General features: G+C 69.1%; 17 protein-coding genes and 2 tRNA genes. 10 read left to right on the top strand and 9 right to left on the bottom strand.

Annotated features, from left to right (window positions below):
* Positions 1-145: 145 nt before the first annotated feature.
* Positions 146-1,789, bottom strand: coding sequence for a phosphoglucomutase (alpha-D-glucose-1,6-bisphosphate-dependent) (gene pgm, locus G3N18_RS04025; protein ID WP_196383017.1), 1,644 nt, complete (start codon positions 1,787-1,789; stop codon positions 146-148).
* Positions 1,790-1,852: 63 nt separating this feature from the next.
* Positions 1,853-2,500, bottom strand: a complete 648-nt coding sequence (locus tag G3N18_RS04020; RefSeq protein ID WP_196383016.1) for a hypothetical protein — start codon at positions 2,498-2,500, stop codon at positions 1,853-1,855.
* A 167-nt stretch (positions 2,501-2,667) separates the two neighbouring features.
* Here G3N18_RS04020 and pheA point away from each other — a divergent pair, with 167 nt between their 5' ends.
* The gene (gene pheA, locus G3N18_RS04015; RefSeq protein ID WP_206692950.1) at positions 2,668-3,582 is read left to right on the top strand and encodes a prephenate dehydratase; all 915 of its coding nucleotides are present in this window, start codon (positions 2,668-2,670) and stop codon (positions 3,580-3,582) included.
* 115 nt (positions 3,583-3,697) lie between these two features.
* Here the strand turns inward: pheA and G3N18_RS04010 are convergent, their stop codons facing one another.
* The 3 genes from G3N18_RS04010 to G3N18_RS04000 all read right to left on the bottom strand — a co-directional run bounded on the left by G3N18_RS04010 (position 3,698) and on the right by G3N18_RS04000 (position 7,327).
* Positions 3,698-4,744: an MsnO8 family LLM class oxidoreductase gene (locus G3N18_RS04010; RefSeq protein ID WP_196383014.1), complete on the bottom strand. Its 1,047-nt coding sequence runs from the start codon at positions 4,742-4,744 to the stop codon at positions 3,698-3,700.
* 180 nt (positions 4,745-4,924) lie between these two features.
* Complete coding sequence (locus tag G3N18_RS04005) at positions 4,925-6,265, bottom strand: cryptochrome/photolyase family protein (RefSeq protein ID WP_196383013.1); 1,341 nt, start codon at positions 6,263-6,265, stop codon at positions 4,925-4,927.
* A 63-nt stretch (positions 6,266-6,328) separates the two neighbouring features.
* The gene (locus G3N18_RS04000) at positions 6,329-7,327 is read right to left on the bottom strand and encodes a diacylglycerol/lipid kinase family protein (RefSeq protein WP_196383012.1); all 999 of its coding nucleotides are present in this window, start codon (positions 7,325-7,327) and stop codon (positions 6,329-6,331) included.
* A gap of 23 nt (positions 7,328-7,350) precedes the next feature.
* Here G3N18_RS04000 and serS point away from each other — a divergent pair, with 23 nt between their 5' ends.
* The 5 genes from serS to G3N18_RS03975 all read left to right on the top strand — a co-directional run bounded on the left by serS (position 7,351) and on the right by G3N18_RS03975 (position 11,262).
* Positions 7,351-8,631: a serine--tRNA ligase gene (gene serS, locus G3N18_RS03995; protein ID WP_196383011.1), complete on the top strand. Its 1,281-nt coding sequence runs from the start codon at positions 7,351-7,353 to the stop codon at positions 8,629-8,631.
* Positions 8,628-9,572 (top strand): HAD family hydrolase, encoded by a 945-nt coding sequence (locus G3N18_RS03990; RefSeq protein WP_196383010.1) that lies wholly within the window; start codon positions 8,628-8,630, stop codon positions 9,570-9,572. Before serS ends, G3N18_RS03990 begins: the two co-directional genes overlap by 4 nt.
* Before the next feature lie 75 nt (positions 9,573-9,647).
* Positions 9,648-9,732, top strand: a tRNA-Ser gene (locus G3N18_RS03985).
* Between the two features lie 47 nt (positions 9,733-9,779).
* A complete protein-coding gene (locus tag G3N18_RS03980; RefSeq protein WP_196383009.1) occupies positions 9,780-11,075 on the top strand; it encodes an LCP family glycopolymer transferase in 1,296 nt (431 codons plus the stop codon).
* Positions 11,076-11,170: 95 nt separating this feature from the next.
* A tRNA-Ser gene (locus G3N18_RS03975) sits at positions 11,171-11,262 on the top strand.
* A 177-nt stretch (positions 11,263-11,439) separates the two neighbouring features.
* Here G3N18_RS03975 and G3N18_RS03970 read toward each other — a convergent pair.
* The gene (locus G3N18_RS03970; RefSeq protein WP_196383008.1) at positions 11,440-12,540 is read right to left on the bottom strand and encodes a site-specific integrase; all 1,101 of its coding nucleotides are present in this window, start codon (positions 12,538-12,540) and stop codon (positions 11,440-11,442) included.
* The gene (locus tag G3N18_RS03965; protein WP_196383007.1) at positions 12,533-13,117 is read right to left on the bottom strand and encodes a hypothetical protein; all 585 of its coding nucleotides are present in this window, start codon (positions 13,115-13,117) and stop codon (positions 12,533-12,535) included. Before G3N18_RS03965 ends, G3N18_RS03970 begins: the two co-directional genes overlap by 8 nt.
* Before the next feature lie 113 nt (positions 13,118-13,230).
* On the opposite strand from G3N18_RS03965, the gene G3N18_RS03960 reads away from it, so the two are divergent.
* Together G3N18_RS03960 and G3N18_RS03955 are read left to right on the top strand one after the other, a co-directional pair.
* A complete protein-coding gene (locus G3N18_RS03960) occupies positions 13,231-13,479 on the top strand; it encodes a helix-turn-helix domain-containing protein (protein WP_196383006.1) in 249 nt (82 codons plus the stop codon).
* The gene (locus tag G3N18_RS03955; RefSeq protein ID WP_338038239.1) at positions 13,452-13,745 is read left to right on the top strand and encodes a glutaredoxin family protein; all 294 of its coding nucleotides are present in this window, start codon (positions 13,452-13,454) and stop codon (positions 13,743-13,745) included. Before G3N18_RS03960 ends, G3N18_RS03955 begins: the two co-directional genes overlap by 28 nt.
* On the opposite strand, the gene G3N18_RS03950 is transcribed toward G3N18_RS03955, so the two are convergent.
* Positions 13,726-14,148, bottom strand: coding sequence for a hypothetical protein (locus G3N18_RS03950; protein WP_206692945.1), 423 nt, complete (start codon positions 14,146-14,148; stop codon positions 13,726-13,728). The genes G3N18_RS03955 and G3N18_RS03950 overlap by 20 nt on opposite strands.
* A gap of 42 nt (positions 14,149-14,190) precedes the next feature.
* Between G3N18_RS03950 and G3N18_RS03945 the strand changes: the two genes are divergently transcribed.
* Complete coding sequence (locus G3N18_RS03945; RefSeq protein ID WP_196383004.1) at positions 14,191-15,228, top strand: hypothetical protein; 1,038 nt, start codon at positions 14,191-14,193, stop codon at positions 15,226-15,228.
* Positions 15,229-15,254: 26 nt separating this feature from the next.
* Positions 15,255-15,497, top strand: coding sequence for a hypothetical protein (locus G3N18_RS03940; RefSeq protein WP_196383003.1), 243 nt, complete (start codon positions 15,255-15,257; stop codon positions 15,495-15,497).
* 179 nt (positions 15,498-15,676) lie between these two features.
* Here the strand turns inward: G3N18_RS03940 and G3N18_RS03935 are convergent, their stop codons facing one another.
* Positions 15,677-16,663, bottom strand: a complete 987-nt coding sequence (locus G3N18_RS03935; RefSeq protein WP_196383002.1) for a zeta toxin family protein — start codon at positions 16,661-16,663, stop codon at positions 15,677-15,679.
* Positions 16,664-17,130: the final 467 nt, after the last annotated feature.

The following is a 17,130-nucleotide window of genomic DNA, read 5'->3' as shown; positions in this document are numbered from 1 at the left end:
GATGTGCACGGTCACTCCTCGCCAAGCGCGCGACGCCTACGCCGCACGAGAAACCATCCCCGCGTCGAGAAACCACGTCGCGCGTGGTTTCTCGGGCTATGGATGGTTTCTCGACGATGAGGCGCGGCGCGGCGCGCGGCGCGCCCTACGCCCCGCCCAGCGCCTCCGCCACGACGGCGCGGGCCTCGGCCTGCACCTCGCGCAGGTGCTCCTCGCCCCGCAGCGATTCGGCGTACAGCTTGTACACGTCCTCGGTGCCCGAGGGGCGCGCGGCGAACCAGGCGTGCTCGGTCTGGACCTTCAGTCCGCCGATCGGCGCGCCGTTGCCGGGCGCGTGCGACAGCTTCGCCGTGATCGGCTCGCCGGCCAGCTCCGTCGCCGTCACGGCATCCGGCGACAGCTTCGCGAGCGCCGCCTTCTGCGCGGGCGTGGCCGGCGCGTCCACGCGCTGATACGCGGATGCCCCGAACTCCGCCTCGAGCTCCGCGTAGCGCTGCGACGGGGTCTTGCCCGTGACGGCGAGGATTTCCGAGGCGAGCAGGCAGAGCAGGATGCCGTCCTTGTCGGTCGTCCAGACGTCGCCGTCGAAACGCAGGAACGACGCTCCGGCGGACTCCTCGCCGCCGAAGGCGACCGAGCCGTCGAGCAGGCCGGGCACGAACCACTTGAAACCGACGGGGACCTCGTACAGGGTCCGGCCGATCGAGGCGACCACCCGGTCGATGATCATCGACGACACGAGGGTCTTGCCCACGGCGGCATCCGCCGGCCACCCCTGGCGGTTCCGGAACAGGTAGTCGATCGCGACGGCGAGATAGTGGTTCGGGTTCATCAGACCGGCATCCGGCGTGACGATGCCGTGCCGGTCGGCGTCGGCGTCGTTGCCGGTGAGGATGTCGTAGTCGTGGCGACGCGCCACGAGAGCCGCCATCGCGTAGGGCGACGAGGGATCCATCCGGATCTTCTCGTCCCAGTCGAGCGTCATGAACCGCCAGGTCGGGTCGACCTCGGGGTTCACCACCGTGAGGTCGAGTCCGTAGCGCTCGCCGATGAGGGCCCAGTACTCCACCGACGCTCCGCCGAGCGGGTCGGCGCCGATCCGGATGCCGGCCTTCTTGATCGCGGCGACGTCGATGATGTTCTCGAGGTCGGCGACGTACCCCTCGCGGAAGTCGTACGTCCCGAGCGCATCGGTGTCGATGTCGGCGTAGCGCGTGCGCGTGACGCCCTCGAGCCCCGCCGCGATGAGTGCGTTCGCGCGGTCGGCGATCCATCCCGTCGCGTCGGTGTCGGCGGGGCCGCCGTGCGGCGGGTTGTACTTGAAGCCGCCGTCGCGGGGCGGGTTGTGCGACGGGGTCACGACGATGCCGTCGGCGCGGCCGGCGTCGTCGGCGGCGCGCCCCTTGTTGTAGGTCAAGATCGCGTGGCTGAGCGCGGGGGTCGGCACCCAGGCATCCCGCGAATCGACGCGCACGTCGACGCCGTTCGCGACGAGCACCTCGATCGCGCTGCGCTCGGCGGGGCGCGAGAGCCCGTGGGTGTCGCGCCCGAGGAACAGCGGACCGGTGATGCCCTGCGCCGCGCGGTAGTCCACGATCGCCTGGGTGGTGGCGAGGATGTGGTCTTCGTTGAAGCTCGTCGACAGCGACGAGCCGCGGTGGCCGCTCGTGCCGAACGCGACGCGCTGCTCGGGCACCGAGGCATCGGGCTTGCGATCGTAATACGCGGCGATCAGCTCGTCGATGTCGATGAGGTCGGATGCTTCGGCTGGCTGTCCTGCGCGGCTCATGGGTTCAGTCTGGCACTGCCACGCGCATCTCGCGTGAGAATGCGCGGTGTGATCCGTGACCGCTCAGCGGCGGTGCAGCACCGCGGTGGCCGTGCCGCCGGCCACCGACGACCCGATCGTCAGGGTATCGCCCGCGCAGGTGTACGACGCGTCGGTCAGCGGCGCGCCCGCGATCTCTTGCGCGACCTCTCCCGGGTCGGTGTCGGCGCCGTCGATCGTGGCGCTCACGACGAGTCCGTCGGTGACCGACGACGTCGCGGAGATGCGGTCGCCGGTCGCCGTGTAGGTGCCGTCGACCCGGCCTCCGACTGAGACCACGATCGTCGTGCCCGCGACCTCGGCGTTGACCTGCGCGTCGGGGGCCCACGAGAACGCGCCCTCCGGGGTCAGCGTCAGCGACGCCGAACCCTGCGGCGTGAACGCGATACCGGCGCCCTGCAGCAGACCGTTGACGTCGGAGTAGTACGACTCGAGCGCGCCCTGATCCATCGTCCAGTCACCGGCGAGGCACGCGCTCGCGTCGGCGCTCGGGCTCGACGACGGGGCGGTGGATGCCGAGGCGCTCGCCGTCGCCGTCGGCGCCGCCGTTCCCGTCGAGGTGCTGCCGCTCGGGCTCGGCTGCGCGCCCTCGGGTGCGCACGCGACGAGGGTCACGGCTAGTGCGGCGGCGAAGACGGCGGTCACGGCGGGGGCGATCGTGCGGCGGCTCATGTCGTCCAGGGTACGGGCCGCGGGCGCCGTGGCCGGCAGCCCGGCCCGCGCGGTGCCCATCGCACTAGGCTGTCGGCGTGACCCCCGCGCCCGACCGCTCCGCCTCTGCGAGCCCCGCTGCGACCGATGCCCCGGCCTCGGCGCCGACCCGACGCACCTACAGCTACCTGGGCCCCGCGGGAACCTTCACCGAGGCCGCGCTCAGACAGGTTCCCGAGGCGCGCGACCAGATCTGGCGGCCGGTGCGCAATGTCGGCGAGGCGCTCGCCGATGTCACCTCGGGCCGGTCCGACGCTGCGATGATCGCGATCGAGAACTCGGTCGACGGCGGGGTGTCGACCGCGCAAGACGCACTGGCGACCGTGCCGGGCCTTCGGATCGTGGGGGAGTACCTGGTTCCGGTGAACTTCGTGCTCGTCGCCCGCCCGGGCGTGTGCCTCGAAGACGTCAGGCTCGTCGCCGCGCATCCGGTCGCCTACGCCCAGTGCCTGCAGTGGCTGACCAAGAACCTGCCCGAGCACGCGCACCTCCCTGCCGCGTCGAACGTCGCGTCGGCGGTCGGGATCGTCGACGGGGTGAGCGATGCGGATGCCGCGATCGCGCCCCCTGGCATCCTCGAGCACTACGACCTCGAGCTTCTCGCCGAGTCGATCGGCGACAACCCGAACGCCGTCACGCGGTTCGTGCTGGTGAGCCGCACGGTCGCGGCGCCGGCACCCACCGGCGCCGACAAGACGTCGCTGATCGTCGAGCTGCCCGTGGAGTACCCGGGCGCCCTGCTCGAGCTGCTCGAGCAGTTCGCGACGCGGGGCATCAACCTGTCGCTGCTCGCGTCGCGCCCGATCGGCGATGCTCTCGGCCGGTATCGATTCGTGATCGACGCCGACGGCCACGTGCACGACGAGCGCATGGCCGATGCGTTGCTGGGCCTTCGCCGTTTCAGCCCGAAGGTCGTCTATCTGGGCTCGTATCCGCGCGCCGACCGCGCGATCGTGCACTACCCCGATCGTTACTCCGACGACGTCTTCATCGAGGCGCGCGATTGGTTGCGCGGCCTCATCTCGGGCGAACCCGACGCCTGACGCCCGCCCGCTCGCGTCCTGCCCGCGAGTCACCACCGCTTTCGCGAATCACCACCCGATTCGCGCAGATCTCGTGGTGATTCGGCGACGGGGTGGTGATTCGCGGAGGGCGGGCTCAGGCCGCCAGCAGTTCGAGCGTGCGGGCCCGGCCGGTCGCGGCATCCATCGGCTCTGCGTCGTAGGCGGCGGCGACGGGCGAGATCATGACCTCGTCGACGCCGTGCGCGGCGGCGAAGGCGGTGACAGCCGCGCGGGTCTCGTCGCCCGTGCCGACGAACCAGCGACGGCGCAGGGCGTCGATCAGCGGCGCGGCGAGGTGGTCGGATGCCTCGGCACGCGCCGCCTGCTCGACGGTCTCGAGCGCGACGAGCGGGCGCCCGCCGCGCAGTCGCGCCATCATGCGCGCCTGCGGCAGCATGCGCTCGTCGGCTTCGGCCGCGGTGTCGGCGGCGACGGCGTTCGCGGTGAGGAAGGTGCGCGGCGCGTCGAGGTGAGCGGATGCCTGGAAGTTCTGCCGGTACAGGTCGAGCGCGCGGTCGAGGCCATCGCCCGAGAAGTGGTTCGCGAAGACGTAGGGCAGGCCGAAGGCCGCGGCGAGCTGCGCCGAGTAGTCCGACGAGCCGAGCAGCCACAGTTCGGGGGAGCCGGTCGCGGCGGGGGTCGCGTGCACGCCGTAGTGGTCCTCGCCGTCCGGGCGCCCGGCGAGGCGGTAGCCCGCACCCTCGGGGGAGGTGAGGGCGAGGATGTCGCGGATGTGGTCGGGGAACCGGTCGACGTCGCTCGTCGTGCCCGACATGCGCAGCAGCTGCGTGATGACCGGGTCGCTGCCGGGGGCGCGTCCGATGCCGAGGTCGATCCGTCCCGGCGCGATCGCCTCGAGCGCCGCGAACTGCTCGGCGACCACGAGCGGCGCGTGGTTCGGCAGCATGACGCCGCCCGATCCGACGCGGATGCGTGACGTGCGCGCCGCCGCGGCCGCCGCGAGCACGGGCGGCGTCGTCGAGGCGACGGCGGGCATGTTGTGATGCTCGGCGAACCAGTAGCGCGCGTATCCCAGCTCGTCGGCGCGCGCGGCGAGCCCGAGCGAGGCGGCGACGGCCTGCGCACTGGTCTGGCCGGTGCGGACGGGAACGAGATCGAGGACAGAAAGCGCGGGAGTCATCCCTCACCACAACCCCACCCTCGCTCCCCGCATTCCCCGCCCTCCTCGCCCCATCCCGCCCCACCTGATGCCGAGCCGCCACGTTCTGTGCGAGCCGCTATATTTCGGCGCGCCAAAACGTAGCGGCTCGGCCGAAACGTAGCGGCTCGCGCACCAGGGGGAGGGGGGAGGGGAGGCGGGTCAGGCGCGCTTGACGGCGTCGTAGGCGGCGAGGGCGGCCTTGCGCGAAGCGGCGAGGTCGACGATCGGGGGGCGCGCCGTGGCATCCGGGGCCCATTCGCGCACGTAGCGGCCGTCGGGGTCGAACTTCTTCGCCTGCAGTTCGGGGTTGAAGATGCGGAAGTACGGCGCGGCGTCGGCGCCCGAGCCCGCGACCCACTGCCAGTTGAACGGGTTGTTCGCGGCGTCGGCGTCGACGAGCGTGTCCCAGAACCACTCCTCGCCGTGCCGCCAGTCGATCAGCAGGTTTTTGACCAGAAAGGATGCCACGACCATCCGCACCCGGTTGTGCATGAACCCCGTGGTCCAGAGCTCCCGCATGCCGGCGTCGACGAGGGGGATGCCGGTCTCGCCGTGCTGCCACGCGCGCAGCATCGTCGGCCGCAGCCGCGGCCAGGGGAACGCGTCGAACGCCGACCGCAGGTTCTTCGTCGCGAGGTCGGGAAAGTGGAAGAGCGTGTGCCAGGCGAACTCGCGCCAGCCGAGCTCCGAGAGAAAGCCCCCGACCGGGGCATCCGACGACACCGCGGCGTGCCACACCTCATAGGGGCTGATCTCTCCCCAGCGAAGCCGGGGGGACAGCAGCGAGGTCGCACCCGCGGCGGGCTCGTCTCGGGCGCGGTCGTAGCCGGCGGCATCGTCCGCGAGGAACTCCCGCAGCCGTGCCTTCGCCGCGCGCTCGCCGGGTTCCCACCGCTCGCGCAAGCCTCCCGCCCAATCGGGAGAGGTCGGCAGCAGCTCCCACTCGGCGAGGTCGTCGGATGCCGGGTGGCGGCCCGGCCCGCGCAGCTCGCGCGGCTCGGGGAGCGGTGCGCGCGGGGCGGGCAGCTGCCGGCAAGCGTTCCAGAATGGGGTGAAGACGCCGTACGGGGTGCCGGCGCCCGTGCGCACGGTCCACGGTTCGTAGAGCAGCGACCCGGCGAACGACGCCACCTCGACGCCGTCACCGCGCAGCCCGTCTTTGATGCCGGCGTCGATCTCGCGTTCGGGTCCGCCGTAGCGCCGGTTCCAGAACACCGCCCCCGCGCCGGTCTCGCCCACGAGCGCGGGCAGCACATCGGATGCCGCGCCGCGGCGCAGCACGAGCACCGAGCCCTTCTCGCGCAGGCGCTCGTCGAGCTCGCTGAGCGAGTGGTGCAGCCACCACCGCGCCGCGCCCCCGAGTGGCCGCACGCCGGGGGATGCCTCGTCGAGCACATACACGCCGATCACCGGCTCGTCGCGGTCGGCGGCGGCGCGCAGCGCGGGGTTGTCGGCCAGGCGCAGGTCGTCGCGGAACCAGACGAGCGAGGGCGAGGTCATGGCATCCATCGTGCCGGGCGCCCGCGACCCGGCGAACCCCCTTGACGGCGCCCTGCCGGGGCCTCAGAGGTTCGGCGAGACGTGCCCCTTCGGCACGGTGAGTCGCAGTGCGCCCTCTTCGATCCGCACGCTGACGGCGGTCGCCTCGCCGAATTCGTCGCCGTCGAGCTGCACGGGGTGCGCTTCCGACGCCGCCAGCTCGATGCCGGGGCCCTTCGCGTAGCGGACCGAGTTGTCCTTCGTGCGCAGGCGCAGGATGCGGCGCCCCGCGCGGAAGCGTCGCAGCACGCTGTTGTCCCACGCCACGCGCCGCCACACGGCGAGCCATCCGAGTGCCGTCTTCGGCTGGAAGATGACGATGTCGAGGTCTCCGTCGGTGATGGATGCCTCGGGGATCAGCTCGAGCCCCGCCGGGAGCGACCCGCAGTTGGCGAACAGCACGCTCTGCACGTCGGCGCGGTGCATGCGGTGGCCGAGCACCTGGTACATCACGGGGAAGGGCTTGGCCCGCACGAGCGACTTGGCCGCGCCGTCGACGTAGGCCACCCAGCCGACGCGCTTCTTGAGATCGCCCGAGGTGTTGGCGATCATCGCCGCGTCGAGGCCCATGCCGCCCATGACGACGAAGGCATGCTCCTCATGGTCGCCGTCCGGGCGGGTGAGCCTCGCGTACCCGACGTCGATCGCGTGCACGTCGCCGTCGAAGGCGGCCGCGACCATCACGGCCGGTTCGGCGAGGGGCAGGTCGAGGTTCCGTGCGAGGAGATTGCCCGTGCCGCTCGGCACGATCGCGAGCGGCACGTGCGAGTCGGCCATCGCCTGGCTCACGGCCCGCACGGTGCCGTCGCCGCCCGCGACGAGCACGACCGAGGCGCCGGCATCCAGCGCTTCGCGCGTCACGCCGTCGCCGAGGTCGTCGACGCTCGTCTCGTAGAAGAGGGGCTCGCCCCACCCTGCGGCGCTCGCGTGATCGGCGACGAGGGCCCGCAACTGGTCGGCGTCGACCTTCGTCGGGTTGTAGACGAGTGCCGCACGACGCTCGGGTGCGGGGGCGTCTGTCATGAGCCAAAGCCTAGACTGATCGGGTGATCGATCTGGCTCTGCTCCGCGACAACCCTGACCTCGTCACGCGCTCGCAGGTGGCGCGCGGGGAATCGCCCGACACGGTCGATGCCGCCCTCGAGGCCGATCGTGCGCGCCGCGCCGCGATCACCGCCTTCGAGCAGCTGCGCGCCGAGCAGAACGCACACGGCAAGACCGTGGCCCAGGCATCCAAAGAAGACAAGCCCGCTCTCGTCGCGCAGGCGAAAGACCTGAGCGACCGCGTGAAGGCCGCCCAGGCTGCCGTCACCGACGCCGAGGCGGCGGCCGACGAGGCGCTCTCGCGCATCGAGAACATCGTGATCGACGGCGTTCCCGCCGGCGGCGAAGAAGACTTCGTCACGCTTCGCACCCACGGCGAACCGCGGGCGTTCGACTTCGAACCGCTCGACCATCTCGCCCTCGGCGAGAAGCTCGGCGCGATCGACATGGAGCGCGGCACCAAGGTGTCGGGCTCGCGCTTCTACTTCCTCACCGGCATCGGTGCGCGCCTCGAGTACGCGCTCATGTCGCTCGCGCTGCAGCGGGCGGTCGACGCCGGGTTCATCCCGATGATCCCGCCCACGCTCGTGCGGCCCGAGGTCATGCGCGGCACCGGGTTCCTCGGGCAGCACGCCGACGAGGTCTACAAGCTCGAGGCCGACGACCTCTACCTCGTCGGCACGAGCGAAGTGCCCCTGGCCGGCTATCACATGGGCGAGATCATCGACCTGGCATCCGGAGCCAAGCGCTACGCGGGCTGGTCGACCTGCTACCGCCGCGAAGCGGGGTCGTACGGAAAAGACACCCGCGGCATCATCCGCGTGCACCAGTTCAACAAGCTCGAGATGTTCGTCTACACGACCCCTGAGGATGCCGAGGCCGAGCACCTGCGCCTCGTCGCGCTGCAGGAGCAGATGCTGCAGGACCTCGGCCTGAGCTACCGCGTGATCGACGTCGCGGCGGGAGATCTCGGCTCGTCGGCGGCGCGCAAATACGACGTCGAGGCGTGGGTGCCGACGCAGGGTGCCTATCGCGAGCTGACCTCGACCTCGAACTGCACCACGTATCAGGCCCGCCGCCTCGACGTGCGCTACCGCCCGGTGACCGAGGGGGCGGGTCCCGGCAAGCCGGCGCCCGTCGCGACCCTCAACGGCACGCTCGCGACGACGCGGTGGATCGTCGCGCTGCTCGAGACGCACCAGCAGGCCGACGGCTCGGTCGTGATCCCCGAGGTGCTGCGGCCCTACCTCGGCGGGCTCGAGGTCGCGGAGCCCATCGCATGACGGCGCCCGGGGTGGGCGACGCCGAGGCTTCGGAGCGGCTCCCCGCGACCGGATCGGTCGACGTCGTGGCGCCCCGTCAGGCGGCGCGGCTCGTCGAAGAGATCGCCGAAGACGCCGAGAACCCCGCTGTCGCGACCGAACCCCTGCTCATCGCGCTCGACGTCGACGGCACCGTGCTGCTCGAAGACGAGACCCTGAGCCCGGGCGTCGTCGAGGCGATCGCGCACGCGCACCGCGCCGGCCATGAGGTGATGCTGGCGACCGGCAGGTCGTGGGAGGGAACCCGAGGTATCCAGCACGTCCTCGAACTCGCACCCGAATATGCGGTGTGCTCGAACGGTGCCGTCATCATGAAGCGGGTGTCGGGCGATCTCGGCGAAGAGAGCGTTTACGAGCGCTTCCACATCGAGACCTTCGACCCGGCTGAGGTGCTGCAACTTCTGCGCGAGCACCTTCCCGACGCGAAGTACATGGTCGAACTCGCCGACGGCGCGCGGCTCTACACCGAGCCGATGGACGACTGGAACCTGGTGCGCGCGCGGCGCGTCTCGTTCGACGAGCTCTCGGCCCAACCGGTGTGCCGCGTCGTGGTGGTCTCGCCCGACGAGACCGACGGCGACTTCCTCTCGCTCGTCGAGCGGATCGGGCTCACCAAGGTGTCGTACGCCGTCGGCTGGTCGGCGTGGCTCGACATCGCGCCGCAGGGCGTCGACAAGTCGACCGCGCTCGAGCGGGTGCGCACGTGGCTCGGCATCGAGCCCGATCGGGTGCTCGTGATGGGCGACGGGCGTAACGACGTCGAGATGTTCCGGTGGGCGCAGGCGCACGGCGGGCGAGCCGTGGCGATGGGTCAGGGCCCCGACGAGGTGCGCCGCGAGGCGGGCGAGACCACGGCATCCGTGCACTCCGGCGGCGTCGCCGATGTGCTCCGCGCGCTCTGATCGCCCGTTCAGGGGCCGCTCAGGCGCGCACGGGAAGATGAAGAGTCGGCTCTACTAGACTTTTCCTGCTGTACGGGAGGGTTGTCCGAGCGGCCGATGGACCTGGTCTTGAAAACCAGTGGGCAGCAATGTCCCGTGGGTTCGAATCCCACACCCTCCGCTTGAACCCGGGGCCGCGGCCCCAGGAGCCGCATCGAAAGGACGCCTGTGAGCGCACGCACCGACCGTTCAGGGCGTCAGCCCGTCGCGCGGCACGGCATCCTTCGGTCTCCGAACCCGTTCGTGCAGATTCTCACCGTACTGGGCGCGGTCGTCGTCATCGCCGTGCTGAGCGTGAGCGCCGTCGGGGCCTACGCGGTGTGGGATGCCGCGCGCGCCGTGAGCGATGCGGGCGTGTCGATCGGCAGCGACGAAGAGGCACTGCCTCCGACGATCGGCGAGATCGAGGGCGGCGTGAACATGCTGATCGTCGGCACCGACTCGTGCGAAGGCGCGAACGCGGCGCTCTCGACGGCGTGCATGGCCGAAGACACCGAGGGTGAACGCAACGACGTCACCCTGCTGGTGCACATCAGCGATTCGCCGCGGCGCGTGACGGTCGTTTCGTTCCCGCGCGACATGATCGTGCCGATCCCCGCCTGCACGGGCGAAGACGGCACGGAGTACTCGGCGATGAGCGGGCAGATGCTGAACGTGTCGTACATGTACGGCGGGCTGGCCTGCTCGGTCGCGACGATCAAGAGCCTGACCGGAATCGACATCCAGTATGCGGCCGCGACGCGGTGGAGCGGCGTCATCGCTATGTCGGATGCCATCGGTGGTGTCGATGTCTGTGTCGCCGACGACATCAGCGACTCGCACACGGGGCTGAATCTCACCGCGGGAACGCACACGTTGCAGGGTGTCGAGGCGCTGCAGTTCTTGCGCATCCGTCACGGCATCGGCGACGGGTCCGACCTCGGTCGCATCTCGAACCAGCAGCAGTTCATGAGCTCGATGGTGCGAAAGCTGCAGTCGGACGGCGTGCTCAGCAACCCCGCGACGCTGTTCAGCCTCGCCACGACCGCCGTCAAGCAGGTCAACGACAAGGAGATCGTCCTCAGCAAGGGGCTGGCCAACCCGCAACGCATGGTGCAGATCGCCATGGCCGTGCGGAGCGTTCCCTACTCCGACATCGTCTTCGTGCAGTACCCGACCGTGTACGCCGAGGGCGGCGGCCGGGTGCTCCCCGTCACCTCGGCGGCCGACGTCTTGTTCGAGGCGCTCGCGGCGAACCAGCCGCTGCAGCTGAACGGATCGACGAGCGACGGCTACGGCACCGAGGTCGTCGGTGAGGCCACCGCGCCCACGACCGCGACTCCCGCGCCGACTGACAGCGCCACGCCCGATGCCGCGGCCACCGAGGCCCCGGCCCCGGCCGCGACCGAGACGCCCGTCCAGCTGCCCGCGTCGATCACCGGGCAGACCGCCGCACAGGTCACCTGCACCGTCGCGCAGCAGTGAGCCCCGCCCGGGGGACCGCCGGCCCGGTTCGGTGGGAGGGGCGAGACCAGTTATGATTGCGGGGTGCATTCGCGCCGCTTCGCGGCCGGATGCCTGGAGACGTCGCATAGTCAGGCCTAGTGCACCACCCTGCTAAGGTGGAGTCCCCTTACGGGGACCGAGGGTTCAAATCCCTCCGTCTCCGCCATTCGAAATGGCCCACGATCCCAGTGTTTTCAAGGGATCGAGGGCCATTCGCGTATCACTGGACCGCCAAGCGTGAAGGAATCGTGAAGATTCGTGAAGCCGGCACGGGCGTTCGCATACGGGTGGCGACGCAGGTGCAGGCCCCCACGGTCAGATCGAGCGTGAGGGGAGTGGACCGTCAGGAACGTTCGCGCGCCCGGTTGGCGGCGCTGTCGAGTGCGGTGGCGACATCGTCGAGATCGTCATCGAAGAGATCCGAGTAGACGTCGAGCGTCATGGCTGCGGAGGTGTGGCCCAGCATGCGCTGAATCGTCTTCACGTTCGCTCCGGACTGCACAGCAAGTGACGCCGCAGTGTGGCGTAGATCGTGGACTGTCATGAGTGGGAGTTCCGCGACGCGCAGCGCCGTCTTGAACCAGGACTTGGACCCTTCACTTGAACGGGTTCGCCGCATGAACGTGCCAGTGGGGCCGGAGAAGACCAGCGCGTCGCGCCGTCGACCTGCGATCGTCGGCCTGAGCTCGTTCAGAACGAACTCAGGCACCGGAACCGCCCGGGAACTGTGAGACTTCGGCGTTCCGACGTGAATCTCACCGTGCACTTCGACGGCGTTCCGTGAGATGTGTAAGCGCCGACGCGTGAAGTCGACATCCTCCACCCGCAGCGCGGTTGCCTCGCCCCATCGGATCCCGGTGTAGGCCAGCACGAGCACCAATAGTCGGTACTGCCCGGAGGCATCCGCCAGTCGATGCACTTCATCGTGCGTCAGGTAGCCATGACGCCGTTTGGTTTTCCTGGGCAAGGTGATCTTGCCCTTTCGTGCCGGGTTGGTGCTGATCCGCCCGTCGTACACGGCGTCGTCGAGGATGCTGGCGAGTACGCCATAGGTGCGAATGGTCACGCTTGCCCCCACCGATTCGGCGACCTCAGAGATCCAGCGCCGGACGTCAGTGTGCCGTATGTCCGCGACCGACCATCCGCCCCACGTGGGTTGCACGCGGAGGCGCCACGCGGTTTCGACGGGGGCGAAGGCTGAAGGCTTCATGGATCGACGCTTGGCTTCCAGCCACTCCGGTCCGAGCGTGTCGACAGTAATTCGCGCAGCTTGCGGATCGATGAACGTTCCGTGGGCGCGCGCTGTTTCAATCTCCGCGAGCCACGTTTCAGCGTCCCGTTTGCGCTCGAATCCTCGCTTGCCACCCTGTGTGCCGTCAGGCTTGATGTAGCGAGCGACGTATCGCTTGCCGCTCTTCGTGGAGTAGGGGTGAACGCTACCCATCCGCCTGGCGGCCGACGATGTAGCTCATGCCTGCCAGGCGTCCTTCTGCGCGTGCCTTCTTGGTCCAGTCCGATGCGGTGCGGTGGGGGATGCCGAGCTCCTGCTGAATCGCTTGGACGGGCGGGTTCCCGCTCAGTGCCGCGATGCCGTACAGCAGCTCGATCGCTTCCATGCGCTCGGTGCGGTTGCCGCGCGCGACGACCTGCTCCGCAAGCCATGCCGGCAGGATGCGCCCCTCCGTCGTCGTCAGCTCGTGCGCGCTCATGTTCGGCGCGCCGTCGTCGAGGCTGAGCGCGATGCAGTGTGGAGCTGCCGCGCGCATGATCGATTCGATCGAGATGAGTCGGAGTGCGCGGTGTGTGATCTCGCCGTCGCTCGCAGTCAGCTCGAACTTCGTGATCAGGTACCGACCCTCGTCTGCGCTGTAGTGCGCTTCGAGCTGAGCGTCGAGCCCCGGAGCGACCTCGAATGCTCGCGCGGTGAAGCCGGGAGCGATCCGCAGCGCTGTACCGACCGGCTGAGTGGCTGCTCGCCACGTCATCTTCTCGCCGTTCAGTGTGTACACGTCGACCTTCACCTCCTCAGTGTGTCTTACCGTGCTGCGGATTCGCACATTCGACCTCTTGACAAGTGTATAGCTAACTGATCTACTCATGTCAAACGTGGTCGTGCATACGCGAACGGGGGTTGATGATGGCCACAGAAGTCGAAACCCGGGATGAGATCGAATGGCTCTCCCCCCAGCAAGTAGCGGACATGCTGCCTGGCGGCGTGACCGTTGGAAAACTCGAACGCTGGCGCCGGCTCGGCGGCGGCCCGATCTTCCACAAGTTCGGCAAGACGGTCGCGTACCTCCGTAGTGAGGTCATTGACTACATCCGACAGACCGCCTGCCGATCGACATCCGAAGCGTGGTCGCGCGCGAGGCGATCACGATGATCTCGGTGACCGTGTACTCGACCGGAGGCGGATGCCCGCGGTGCGTGCGCACCTGCGAGTGCCTCCGCCTGGCCGGCATCCCGTTCACGCTCATCGATCTGAACGACGCGATCAATGCGCCAGCCCGTGAGTTCGTGGTCGGTCACCTCGGCTACAGCGCCGCGCCGGTTGTCGTGGTCGATCAAGAGCGGCACCAGCATTGGTCGGGATTTCGCCCGGATCTGATCCAACAGCTATCAACGCGAATCAAGGCCTCCGATGGATGAGCGGCCCGGTCCTGAGGCTCCTCTTCTCGACGTGGCTCGATGGATTCGAACCGTCGTGCCTACTCCGACGTTCGAGGGCCGTCGCGCGCGTCGTGTTCTTATCGATGAGGCTCTCGACGAGCGTCGGGTCTGGCGACGTGAGTACACCTGGCATACCGCGCAACTTGATGACGGTCGCGTCATCTTGGAGCTCGGCGCCTCCACGGAGGAAGCCGAGCTCAAGCTCTCCGTTCTCCACAATGTGGGATGCCGATGGGTCGTCCGCGACCCGGACCACGCGGTCTTCTTCGAGTACTTCCCGGAGGGGCACCGGGACACGGAGGATATGAACCGAGTGTTCGCCCTGGAGCCACCTCGCCGTCCGCGGGGCGAGTTCACCGCTCCGGTGCCTGTAACGCCTCACGCGCCGCACGCCCCGAACTTCGGGCTCGGAAGGTAGGACACCGTGGACGAGGCACAGAGTGCACCTGAAGGTGGCGACGATGCGCGCCGAGATCACGAGCAGCCTGCGCGAGAGCGATGGCGCAGCGCGAGCCCCGGGAAGGTTAGATCCACTCGGCTGAGACGAAGCGATGGGGATACCGAGAAGGCGAGTGAGGGCCGTCAACGGTCGGCGCCGACGCAACACCCAGAGTCCAGCAACGCACGGCGCGAGCGAGAGCTGGGCAAACGAGACGGCGCCACGCGTGAGCGCAACGCGGAGCAACGCAGAGAGGCCAAGCGCCAGTATGCGCGGGCGTGGTACGCGGCCAACAAGCCGCTGCATCAAGAGATCCAGCGGCGCTATCGCGAGCGTCAGCGCGCAGAGAACCCCGATGATTTTCGAGCCCGACTCCGCGCCGCCAACCAGCGCTGGCGCGACTCGCATAGGGAGCAGGTCCGCCAGCACCGGCGCGATAAGGACCGCGACGCTCGCACAGCGAAGAGCGAGAGCGCGGCTCGCTACTACGCGGCCCACGCGGACGAGGTCAAGCAGCGCAAGCGCGAGAAATACTGGGCGGATCACGAGAAGTCGCTGGCAGATCAGCGCCAGTACCGCGCGAGAGAGCGCTGGCGGCGTGCGAACGGGCTGCCGCCGCAACGCCTGCATCGCGCCACGGGTACAGAGCGCAGAGAGAACCTCGCCGCGGCCGACTCTTTCTTCACCCGCGTTCGCACCGCGGAGGAGATCGGGCGTCTCCAGAGTGAACGCGGAACACCTCAGTACCTGATCGACGAGTTCGTGCGGTCGAGTGCGCGAGATCGCGCCGCCGCACACTACGCGGAATCGCTGGCCCGGGGTGAGGGACGCCTTGAGCAAGACCTGCGGCCGACTCACGCGGAGCGCACTGCGTCGACTGCGGCCGAAGAAGCGCGGATGGATGCCGTGGCTGCTGCGATCAACGATCGGTTGCGGACTCAACCCAAAGCGGCGGAGCACAGAATGCCGGTGGCCGACCAGACTCCGCTGATGCCGCCGATACGACACGGGCTGTCGCGGTGAGCGTCCAGAAGAGTGAGGATCGGAACATGGTCGATCGTGCAGACGTCGAAGCGGTCATCTACCGCGCAGCGTTCGTCGCCGTGCGCTTCGGGGCCCCGGCATCCGACGAACAGTCACAACAGGACATCGCCTGGTGTCTTGAGCCGCTCACGACGCTGGGCCGAACGCAACGCGCGGAACTCGGCGCGCTTGTGCTCGATCTCGCCACCGATCCGACGAGCAGCCGCGAGACGTTCGTCGGGATGCTCATGGAGTTGGTCGACGAATAGCTCCGTGGCTTCCTCCGGACGCGAGATTGTAGCGGTGGGCGCGGCGCTCCGTTCCGGGCTTTCGCGGCATATGCTCGGCCCTCCGCTGCGCTCCGGTCCTCCGCTATTCCACGACCCGGCACTGCACGCCGAGCCCGCCGCTGAGATCGCTGAGTGTCCGAAGGATGCCGGCGGACTGGTCAGCGATCGAGCCCACGCGACGGCGCCGGCATGGGGAAGTCGAGGGGCAGCTGGATACTCCGCGTCGCTGCCAGTTGCTCTTCAAGGCGGCGCAGCTCCTGCTCGAGCTGAGCGCGCTGGCGGACCGCGGCATCCGATTCCGGCCGCAGTGGCATGCTCGGTAGCACGGTGGTCAACGCGAGCCGATGTAACTCAGCGAGCGTCTCGACGACTGGCTCCACGTCCTCGCGAGATTGGTGGGCGTACTCGGAGATGCGGCGCAGCTCGCTCAGCCACTGCACGCCTTCTATCGACGAGTAGGGGCGGTTGCGCTCGGCGTTCAGCGCGTCGGTCAGCCCCTGGAGCGAGTCTGGCTGCAGGTGGGGCTCGGCCTTGTGCAGTGCCACCCCGCCGGGGCTGAGTACCCGGACGCGATCGAAGGGGGCGTCAACCTCCAGCGCGGTCGTCAGGTCGCGCGCCGCGGCCGCCGCTGCTTGATGGGCATCGACCGACGTCGGCTGCGTCGGGATTCGCTCACGCCGCTGATTGAGATAGGCGGATGCCGCGGTCAGCAAGCTGTCGGGAGCGCGGGACGCCATCACCACGACTTCAGTCGTGAACCCGACTTCGGCGAAGGCCACGGAGGCGGCGCGGGCCGCTTCCGCCGTGAGTGCTTCGCTCTCCAGCACGACCGAGCGGTGTTCGTTGAGTGCGGTGCCGACGGACTGCGCGATCCACCGTTCGACGGTGGGCCGCAGTGCATCCTCGAGCTCGAACGGCCGGTGGCTCGCAAGCTCGAGGTAATCGGGGTGGAAGGCGCGGAGCACGCCGGCGCTGACGACGGCTCGTCCGTTCTCTGTTGGGCTTTCGCGGTAGGCGGCGCGGGTGCGGCCGGAGCCGGGTTCGCCGACCAGCAACGTGAGGCTCGGATCTGCGGTTGGGCCGTGATCGGCGAAGAGCGCGGGTCGGATGAGCGACTCGAACGTGCGGTCCGCGTCGAAGGTCATGGCGTCACTCCGTCGGCAAGGGCAGCTAGCTCTGTGCGGACGGCGTCGACGGTATCGCCAGTCGGGGCCGGCTCGGTATGCGCTGCAAGACCCGCGATCCTCGCGATCGAATGCGCGACGTCGGTGTCATACGCAACGAGGTCGCTGATTCTCCACCCAGCCCTGACCGGATCCATAACGGTCGCCCTCCTGCAATCGATCCTAATGCGCGCTCTCCGTTCGAGTTCGGCAAGGATCCCCTATCGGGCAGCGCCCGAGGAACGGGCGTCAACGCGCGCCGGCGCATGGTGAGTCGGTGTCTCACGCGAGTTGGCGTTCGAGTGATCTCGCGGTTCGCGCGGCGCGATTTAGCACGCCGGGTGAGTCCAATAGCGTGGTGTCAATTCCCGCGGGGTTCTCGTCGTCGTAGACGGTGAAGGGCCATCGTGGGATGACCAGTTGTTTCCGCCAAGAAGCAAGAAGAGTGA

It is taken from the genome of Microbacterium paulum, from assembly GCF_015707995.1.
Classification (GTDB): domain Bacteria; phylum Actinomycetota; class Actinomycetes; order Actinomycetales; family Microbacteriaceae; genus Microbacterium; species Microbacterium paulum.
The sequence above is the reverse complement of the archived record's forward strand: the minus strand, read 5'-3'. Positions and strand labels throughout refer to the sequence as shown.